We start from the raw sequence: 8460 nt of genomic DNA on the forward strand, positions 1-8460 counted from the left end.
GATCACGGTGATATTTTTCCCTGGGAAAATGGGAAGTTTAACAAGTGGAATTTCAACGCCAAGTATGGAGATGTGTTCTTCATCAAGCCCAGTGCGTGTGTACTCTTCCTTTGGATCCCAGTCAAGTAGCTCAACAACGACCTCAACTCTTTTCTGATATCGTATTGCTCTTATCCCAAACATATTTTTTATGTCAATTATTCCAAGACCTCTTATTTCCATGAAATGCTTTGTTACAGTATTACATGTCCCAATCAGAATGTTTTCACCCTTTTTAGTTATAAGCACGACATCATCCGCAACAAGGCGATGTCCTCTTTCTACAAGGTCAAGTGCAATTTCACTTTTTCCAATTCCAGAGCGACCAACAAAGAGTAACCCTATACCATAGACATCAACAAGGTCACCATGAACTACAGTTTGAGGTGCAAACTGGTCATCAAGAAAATCGCTGATGAAATAAACCAGTTTTGTTGTTTCAAGTGGTGTCTGAAAAACCGCAACTTCTCTTTCCGTGAAAAGATCAATTAAATTATCTGGCAAAACATTGTCATTGGTTATGACAATACAAGGGATATCAAATTGAAGTATGGTCTTGATTGACTTTATCCTATCCTCGTGTGATAAACTTTGAAGATATTTTATCTCGGTATTTCCGAAAACCTGAATTCTATTGTATGTGAAAAGTTCAACATATCCAGCAAGCGCAAGCCCTGGTCTATGTATATTTTTATCAGTGATTTTCCTGTCAAAACCGACTTCACCGTTAAGTGATTTAAGTTTGAAAAGTTCCCTGCCAGATTCGTAAAAGAAACCAACGGTTATATGAGTCTTTCGTATTTCTTTAAATTCTTTATTGAACATTTTTATCTGTGGGATTTAATCTTATCTTTAAATTTCACAAGTTGCCTCTCAACTTTTGTAAGGGATTTGTCAAACGCTTTGAATATATCCTGATCCGTTGCTTTTGCGGTGAGTTTGTGTTCATAAACCTTTACGAGAATTTCCGCCTCCTTTAAATGATTATGCTTTGTATCTTGCCGAAGTATAACCTCTGTGTCAATGATTCCGTTGAAAAATTTATCAAGCCGTGTGATTTCCTTTTGAATGTAGTTCTTAAGTTGTTCACTCATTTCAACATGGTGCCCTGTGATTTTGAGTGCCATTGTCTCTCTCACTTAATTTTTTGTTTTCAATGTAAATATAACAATTAACTTTTGATTTGTCAATTTCTCCATTGAATCTTTTCAATATCTTTACCATTTGATCTGAAAACTCCTGCGCCTTCTTCATCTGTTCTGTGAATTTGAGCGCCGATCAAGTTGTATCTTCTCAAAACTATATCAGATGGATGATTATATTTGTTATATTTTCCAACGGAGATAACAGCCCACTTTGGTTTGACATTTGAAACAAATGCGGGTGAACTACTCGTTTCACTTCCATGATGTCCAACTTTTATCCAATCGCTTTTTAAAAATGTATCATAGATTTTTATCATTGAGTCCTCCGCTTCTTTTTCGGCATCGCCAGTTAAAAGAAACGAGTTATCCCCATACTGAATTTTTATCACGACGGATGAATTATTTGCATCATGACCAGAACCATAGTTATCTTCTTTATCATTGCTTTTTATAAACGCATCAGTTGGATGAAGAACATAAATCCTTGCATGTTCGGTTAATGTGATTTTATTTCCAGCCCTTGCGGTTATGTGCGTGATGCCTTTGTTTTGAATCAATTCAAGATATCTTTTGTAAATTGATGAATTGTAATTTAAACCATTATCAATTACCGTTCCAACTTCAAACTTCTCAAGTATATACGGAATTCCACCAATGTGATCGTTGTGCGGATGGGTCACAAGAATTGCGTCAATCTTTTTAATTCCTTTTTTCCTCAAAAACGGCTCAATTATCCTTTGTCCAGGATCAAAGTTAAATGTTTTATTACCCCCATCTATCAACAAATTTTTCCCATCGGGGAATTGCACGAAGATTGCATCACCTTGACCAACATCAAGGACCGTGATTTCAAGGTTTGAATCTTCAGCGTTAAGTTTATTGGATAATATTGAAATTACACCATTGGGAGCAATGTAAATATAAAGGTTTAAAAGAATTAGAACAGCGAATGTAATTCTTTTCATCGGGCTTTGAAATTTTATTTTTGAAAAAACCATTAATGAAAATAGAATCAGAACGATATAAAACGAAATTTCCTTGCTTACCTCAATATAAGCAAATGGTAAATGAGCAAAAAATTTTGCCAAGGTGATGGTTAAGTTTAAAGTTAGCCATAGGCTATTTGCCATCATTTGAGCAATGAACCCTGATACAGGATAAAGTAAAAGCGTTGCAAAGCCAAGCGGGACAGCAAGACTGACAAGCGGAACGATAAAAACATTTGCAAGTATTGAGATAATTGAAATTTTACTGAAGTAAGCAACGACAAACGGGAGCGTTAAAATTTGTGCGCTAATTGAAGCAATAAATAAAGAGGCTATAGGTGAAATGAACCATTTAGTGGCAAATGGGAAATTTTTTTGAAAAGAAATTGAAAATTTTCGGGTAAAAATAAGAAATTGAAGCAACCGCAGAGAAAGAAAGTTGAAATCCAGGATGTAGAATTTGTTTTGAATCAAAAAATAAAATTACAATGGCTGAAAACCCAAGAAGGTTAAAGATATCAATTCTTCTTTCAATTGCCATTCCTATCAAGACAATTGAAGCCATTATGCTGGCTCTTACAACCGATGGAGGAAGACCGACAACGAAAGCATAAAAAATTAGTCCTAATATCGTCAACAAAACTCTAAACACAAAACTAACCCTTAAAAAACTTGTCAGTACGAAAAACATTGAGGTTATTATCCCAACATGTAAACCTGAAACAGCGAGAATATGATAAGTTCCCGTGTTAATAAAGTATTGCTGGACATCTTTTGAAATTTCCCCTCTATACCCAAGGATGAGACCTTTAATGAAAGACGCTTCACTTTGTGGTAGGAGTTCATCAAAGATTTTTAAGCCAGCAATTTTAATCTCGTAAGTTAATTTTTTCAAGATTTCAATCGGGTTTAAGGTTTTCGCTTCAAATTTTTTGATAACCTTGATATGGCTCAAGATATAAGAAAGAAAAACTGCATCAATATCGTGTATTTTTAAATACCTTGCAAAGTCAAATTCCTCGGGATTTCTTGATCTTATGGGCTCCTTCAAAACCCCGATGATTTGAATTTCATCGCCATAGCTAAATTTCGGCAAACTGTCAAATTTTGATTTTCCTTTTCTTATTGATACAAATACATCGCCTGAAACATTTATCTCTTCCCCATGTTTAAAAATTTTGTTTGCAGAGATGACGAAGTTTGTCCTATCGTTTTTAATTTCAGGTGGGGAAATAATTTTGCCTTGGACTTTTACAATCGCTGTATCATTTGCAAAATTAACAATTGAGCTCTGGGGTTGAAACTTGTTATCGGAGAGATATTTTAAAGCACCAACGGTGAGGATGAGCAGGTAAATTGAGAAATGTTTTAGTAAACTGATTTTTGAAAATGTGAATGTAATGTAAAAGAGGAGTAAAATTAAAGATAAGAGGAGTAGCGTTTTAAGTTCAATCCCAATAAAATGTTCAAGTAAAATTCCGAGGACAAGGGCAAGCGAAAATTTCAGCGCTGGTTTATTTCTCACACAGTTATTGAAATTCCTATATTGAAAATTTTGTCTGCTGGTTTTGCGGGTATAAGTTTACCAGTTGGTTTTCCGTTGTCTCCAATCTCAGGTATCAATCTCGGCTTATTGTCGTAATTTAAATTAAAGTTAAAATTTACCGCAAAGCGAGTTGTCACCTTTAGGTTTAAATATGTTTGAGAATTTATGCGGTAATTTTTCAGCTCCTGGAAGTCAATAAAACAGTTTGCGTTATTCCCAAACTTAACATTTTTGTTGATTATAATTTCAAATTCTGGTTTAAAAAGGGCGAAAAAAATTTCATCATCTGCGCTTCCTTTTACGATGAGGTTATCTTTTGAATAATCAATGCCAAGTCCAAAACTTAATATTAGAGTGTCAATATTGTGGAAAAAATTATAACCTGCGCCAAGTTGTGCATTTCTTCTTGACCAATAACCACGGAACTTGTTCCCGGATAGACCGCTTGAGATGAAAAGGTAACTTTTTCTTCTATCAGATGTGAACCAGTCAAGTCGTGTTGATATAGCCCAGTTGTTTGTCGTTTCAATTCTTGGACCATTTCCATAGCGTGATGTTCCATAGGCGAGGTTAAACTTTGTGTAGTAAATAAATCTTTCAAAAGGTTTTTGGATGTTTGAATCAAATGTTAAAATTCTTGTGTCTGAGTTCCCAGCTGTGAGTGTGAAGCCGAGAGTTGTTTGAATTTGAAGAGGACGAGGTTTTGTTTTTATGATTTGATCAGGCTCGTCCATTGAAAAAGCTAATGTTGAAAAGAAAAATATAAATATGAAAGCCTTTTTATGCATTTTCCTATAATCTTAATTTTGGTTTAAAATTTCCTCAAGTTCCTTTCTATCTATCACCTCTTTTTCAAGCAAGCGATTTGCAAGTTTATCAAGTTTATCTCTATGCGTTGTCAAAACTTCAAGAGCTTTTTTGTAACTTTGGTCAATTATTTTTTTGACTTCTTCATCAATAAGTTTTGCTGTTTCTTCGCTATATGGTTTTGAGAACGGGCTTTTGCTCAAGAAGTCCGTTTCTTCAATTTCAGCAAGTGAAACATGTCCAATTTTTTCACTCATTCCGTAGGTTGTCACCATAAGCCGTGCGAGTTCAGTTGCTTTTTTAAGGTCATCGTGAGCTCCTGTTGAAATTTGCCCAAAGACGATCTCCTCAGCAGCTCTACCACCTAAAATTCCTATGATTTTCCCAAGCAGTTCTTCCTTCGTCAAAAGATATCTTTCCTCAGTTGGGGTTCTGAGGGTGTATCCAAGCGCACCGATGCTTCTTGGGACAATTGAAACTTTCTGGACAACATCAGCTCCTGGAATATAATATCCAACGATTGCATGTCCTGATTCGTGATATGCAACTATTTTTTTCTCTTTTTCACTTATAACTTTGCTTCTTTTTTCAAGACCTGCAATTACTCTTTCAATCGCTTCTTGAAAGTCGGACATTTCAATTTTATCTTTACCTTTCCTTGCAGCAAGAAGCGCAGCTTCATTACAAACATTTGCAATTTCAGCGCCAGCAAATCCTGGGGTTTGTGCAGCGAGTGTTTCAAAATCAACATTTTCGGCTATTTTTAGATTTCGTGTGTGAACTTTGAAAATTTCAATTCTTCCTTTTAAGTCGGGTCTGCTTAAAATTATTTGTCTGTCAAATCTTCCGGGTCTTAAAAGAGCAGGGTCAAGGACATCTGGTCTATTTGTCGCTGCCATTATTATTACCCCAATACTTGAATCAAAGCCATCCATTTCAACGAGCAGCTGGTTAAGCGTATTTTCTCTTTCATCTACTCCACCGTAAACTACGCCTCTTGCTCTTGCTTTTCCGATCGCATCAATTTCATCAATAAAAATTATACATGGTGCTTTTTCTTTCGCTTGGGCGAAGAGGTCGCGAACCCTCGCAGCGCCAACGCCAACAAACATTTCAACAAAGTCAGAACCACTCAAATAAAAAAATGGAACCCCAGCTTCACCAGCTATTGCCCTTGCAAGGAGTGTTTTCCCAGTCCCAGGTGGACCAACAAGGAGAACACCTTTTGGGATTTTTGCCCCAAGACGCTGATATTTTTTGGGATTTTTCAGAAAGTCAACTATCTCTTTTACTTCCTCAATTACTTCGTCAAGCCCAGCGACATCAGCAAATGTGACTTTGTTCTTTTCGTCTGCTGCATAAATTTTTGCCTTGCTTTTTCCAAATGTCATAACATTTTGCGTTGGCGAAAATCTACGAATTAATACAGCCCATAGGAAAATAAAAAATGCAATCGGCAGAATCCAATTAAGAAGAAATTCCTTTCCCCAGTTGCTCTCAATTACGCCTCGGTAATCAACCCCGCTTTCCTGTAGTTCTTTTATTAAATTTTCATCGGGTAGTTTTACAACTTCAACTACTTTTGGAACTTTCTGTGATTCGGCGACCTCTTTTTTTAATGTCACAATGATTTTTTCATTCCCTATTTGAACCGATTCAATCTCGTTTTTTGAAAGACGCTCTTTGAATTCCTTATACGAAATCTCTTTTAAAGGTGGATGAAAGATGAAGTATTGAAGAAGTATCAAAATTATGATGGCAATGATGTAATATGCTATTGAGAACTGTGTTTGTTTCTTCATCTCTTCTCACCCGTTAATTTCTTTAATTGGTAAATTCTTATTTTGCTTATGACATAAAGTATCAAGACGATTGAAAATATCAAACCCCATCCATAAAATTGATATCTTTTTATGTCGCCGATGAATTTCTCTGCAGCCTGTCCAAAGTAAAATCCTGCATATCCGAAGCTTATAGCCCACACGAACGCAGCAATAATGTTTAAAATTGTAAATTTTAAGGCATTTATTCCACTTAAACTGACGATCATGACAAGTGGTGTTCTTATGCCGTAGAGATATCTTGCCAAAAGAACGACAGCTGAACCATATTTTTCAGCGTAAAATTTTGCTATCGTATAGTATTTATCAAATTTTTTTAATTTTTTCAAGAGAAAGTTGTTATTTCTTCGCATCAGATAAAAAATTATCTGGTCTGCAAGGGTTGAACCGAGAAAAGCAGATAAAATTGAAGTGTGAAGATCAAGCATGCCTTGATGAGCCATAAACCCAGCAATTAACAAAATTGACTCGCCTTCAAAAAGTGTGATTAAGAAAATTAAAATATAACCATATTTCTGTAGGAGTTCTTCCATCTATGGGTGATTTAAATTATTTTTCCCGCTTTTTGATTTGCTCTTATCGCTCTTTTAAAGCTCTTCTAACCTCTTCCTCACTCATTCCAAGGTAATGACCTATTTCATGAAGTACAACTTCTCTTATTTTTTTCTTGAGTTCATTCTCGTTTTTGCAGAGCCTTTCAATGTTCGCTTTGAAAATAAAGATTCTATCAGGCATTGCCGGATACATTCCATAGTTTGTTCCTCGCCTTGATAAAGGTATTCCAGTGTAAAGTCCGAGGAGATTGTATTTATTTGATTTTGATTTTTTTAATTCGTCTTCATCTGGGTAATCTTGAACTATGAAGACAACATTGTCAAGTTTTTGTTTTATCAGCTCAGGTAAATTTTCAATTGTTTCTTTAACTATTTCTTCAAATTCCTCAATTGTCATAGTTTAAATTACCTTCACATATTACCTTTGCGCTTCCTTCAAGATAAACAAACTCTGAATTTTTTTCATTCCATCCAACCGTTAAAATTTCTCCACTTGTTGCTTTTACCTTGATCGGTGGTTTCATATTTTTAATTTCGGCGGATGCTATAGCGCATGCAACCGAACCCGTCCCGCAAGCAAGGGTTTCACCTTCAACTCCCCGTTCGTATGTTCTCATTCTTATGGTGTTTTTGTTAAGCACTGTGACAAAATTTACATTTGTTCCATTTTCAAAATACGGATGGAAGCGAAGTTTTCGCCCGAGGTCGTTAAGATTAATTTTTTCAATGTTTTTGATTTTGTTTTCGTCCGTAAAAAGCACAAGATGGGGTGCCCCTGTATCAACGAAATGTGCCTTAAAAAGTTTTTTCCCAAGTTTGAGTCCAAGGTTAAATTTCTTCATTTTCGGCATAGGTAGATAAAGCCTCACATTTTCATCGTTTAGTATCTCGGCTTTGTAGAATTTCCCATTTGCTTCAAAAGTTATCTTACCTTTCGTTATCCTAAGTATATAAGCTTCTTCAAAATAAGGTACAAGCTCATCCCAATTTAGTTTTACTTCCGCTTCTTGTTCAGTTTGGCTCAATTTGTTGATATTAAGTTCCACCTAAGCTTTTCCTCCTATTAGGTTTTTTATTTTTAATTTTTGTGGGCACGGGGGGATTTGAACCCCCACGGGTTTCCCCACTGGATCCTAAGTCCAGCGCGTCTACCAGGTTCCGCCACGTGCCCAAAAAGAACACCGAATTTCGCTTAAAAAATATAACTCTTTTTTTAATAAAGTTCAAAATTGCGAAAATTTTGCAATTTTACTTAAATTTTACCTGTATCGGAAAATAAACATTCAACTTCCCGTGAAACTTAAATTGTACAAAATGACCGGAGCTGCAAATGATTTCATTCTATTTGACAATCGCAATGGAAAGATAAAAGACCCCGTTAAACTTGCTAAATGGGTCTGCGATAGACATTTCGGAGTAGGCGCAGATGGAATAATTTTAATTGAAAAGAGCAAAACGACCGATTTTAAAATGGTCTATTTCAATTCCGATGGAAGTTTCGGAGGAATGTGTGGAAATGGTGGAAGATGCGTCGCAAAACTC

At 35.7% G+C, this 8460-nt stretch carries 9 protein-coding genes, 1 tRNA gene and 1 pseudogene; 1 reads left to right on the forward strand and 10 read right to left on the reverse strand.

Translation table 11 applies throughout. The annotated features are described in order from the left end of the window. From hprK to AT685_RS06925, 10 genes are all read right to left on the reverse strand, one after another. The coding region (gene hprK, locus AT685_RS06880; RefSeq protein ID WP_072152067.1) for an HPr(Ser) kinase/phosphatase at positions 1–864 on the reverse strand (864 nt) is incomplete at its 3' end. A gap of 2 nt (positions 865–866) precedes the next feature. Continuing rightward, entirely contained in the window at positions 867–1166 is a 300-nt protein-coding gene (hpf, locus tag AT685_RS06885; protein WP_072152068.1) for a ribosome hibernation-promoting factor, HPF/YfiA family, read from the reverse strand. A 59-nt stretch (positions 1167–1225) separates the two neighbouring features. Continuing rightward, positions 1226–2593, reverse strand: coding sequence for a DNA internalization-related competence protein ComEC/Rec2 (locus AT685_RS06890; RefSeq protein ID WP_072152069.1), 1368 nt, complete (start codon positions 2591–2593; stop codon positions 1226–1228). Then, complete coding sequence (locus tag AT685_RS06895) at positions 2523–3695, reverse strand: ComEC/Rec2 family competence protein (RefSeq protein WP_072152070.1); 1173 nt, start codon at positions 3693–3695, stop codon at positions 2523–2525. The genes AT685_RS06890 and AT685_RS06895 overlap by 71 nt, the downstream gene beginning before the upstream one ends. Beyond that, the gene (locus AT685_RS06900; protein ID WP_159420500.1) at positions 3692–4450 is read right to left on the reverse strand and encodes a DUF481 domain-containing protein; all 759 of its coding nucleotides are present in this window, start codon (positions 4448–4450) and stop codon (positions 3692–3694) included. The genes AT685_RS06895 and AT685_RS06900 overlap by 4 nt, the downstream gene beginning before the upstream one ends. Before the next feature lie 66 nt (positions 4451–4516). Next, positions 4517–6325, reverse strand: coding sequence for an ATP-dependent zinc metalloprotease FtsH (gene ftsH, locus AT685_RS06905; RefSeq protein ID WP_072152072.1), 1809 nt, complete (start codon positions 6323–6325; stop codon positions 4517–4519). Further along, positions 6322–6897: a DedA family protein gene (locus tag AT685_RS06910; protein WP_072152073.1), complete on the reverse strand. Its 576-nt coding sequence runs from the start codon at positions 6895–6897 to the stop codon at positions 6322–6324. The genes ftsH and AT685_RS06910 overlap by 4 nt, the downstream gene beginning before the upstream one ends. Positions 6898–6940: 43 nt before the next feature. Continuing rightward, entirely contained in the window at positions 6941–7315 is a 375-nt protein-coding gene (locus AT685_RS06915) for a metallopeptidase family protein (protein WP_072152074.1), read from the reverse strand. After that, positions 7305–7964, reverse strand: coding sequence for a diaminopimelate epimerase (dapF, locus tag AT685_RS06920; RefSeq protein ID WP_072152075.1), 660 nt, complete (start codon positions 7962–7964; stop codon positions 7305–7307). Before dapF ends, AT685_RS06915 begins: the two co-directional genes overlap by 11 nt. Before the next feature lie 42 nt (positions 7965–8006). Then, a tRNA-Leu gene (locus tag AT685_RS06925) sits at positions 8007–8089 on the reverse strand. 143 nt (positions 8090–8232) lie between these two features. On the opposite strand from AT685_RS06925, the pseudogene AT685_RS06930 reads away from it, so the two are divergent. After that, positions 8233–8460 (forward strand): annotated as a pseudogene (locus tag AT685_RS06930) (diaminopimelate epimerase); the annotation flags it as partial.

The sequence above is a fragment of the Candidatus Kryptobacter tengchongensis genome (genome assembly GCF_001458555.1).
Taxonomy (GTDB): Bacteria; Bacteroidota; Ignavibacteria; order Kryptoniales; family Kryptoniaceae; genus Kryptonium; species Kryptonium tengchongense.

Bases quoted from the DNA above. Each gene is read 5' to 3' on its own strand.
- hpf (WP_072152068.1), bottom strand. From the start codon at position 1,166: ATGGCACTCAAAATCACAGGGCACCATGTTGAAATGAGTGAACAACTT.
- AT685_RS06900 (WP_159420500.1), bottom strand. From the start codon at position 4,450: ATGGACGAGCCTGATCAAATCATAAAAACAAAACCTCGTCCTCTTCAA.
- ftsH (WP_072152072.1), bottom strand. From the start codon at position 6,325: ATGAAGAAACAAACACAGTTCTCAATAGCATATTACATCATTGCCATC.
- AT685_RS06910 (WP_072152073.1), bottom strand. From the start codon at position 6,897: ATGGAAGAACTCCTACAGAAATATGGTTATATTTTAATTTTCTTAATC.
- AT685_RS06915 (WP_072152074.1), bottom strand. From the start codon at position 7,315: ATGACAATTGAGGAATTTGAAGAAATAGTTAAAGAAACAATTGAAAAT.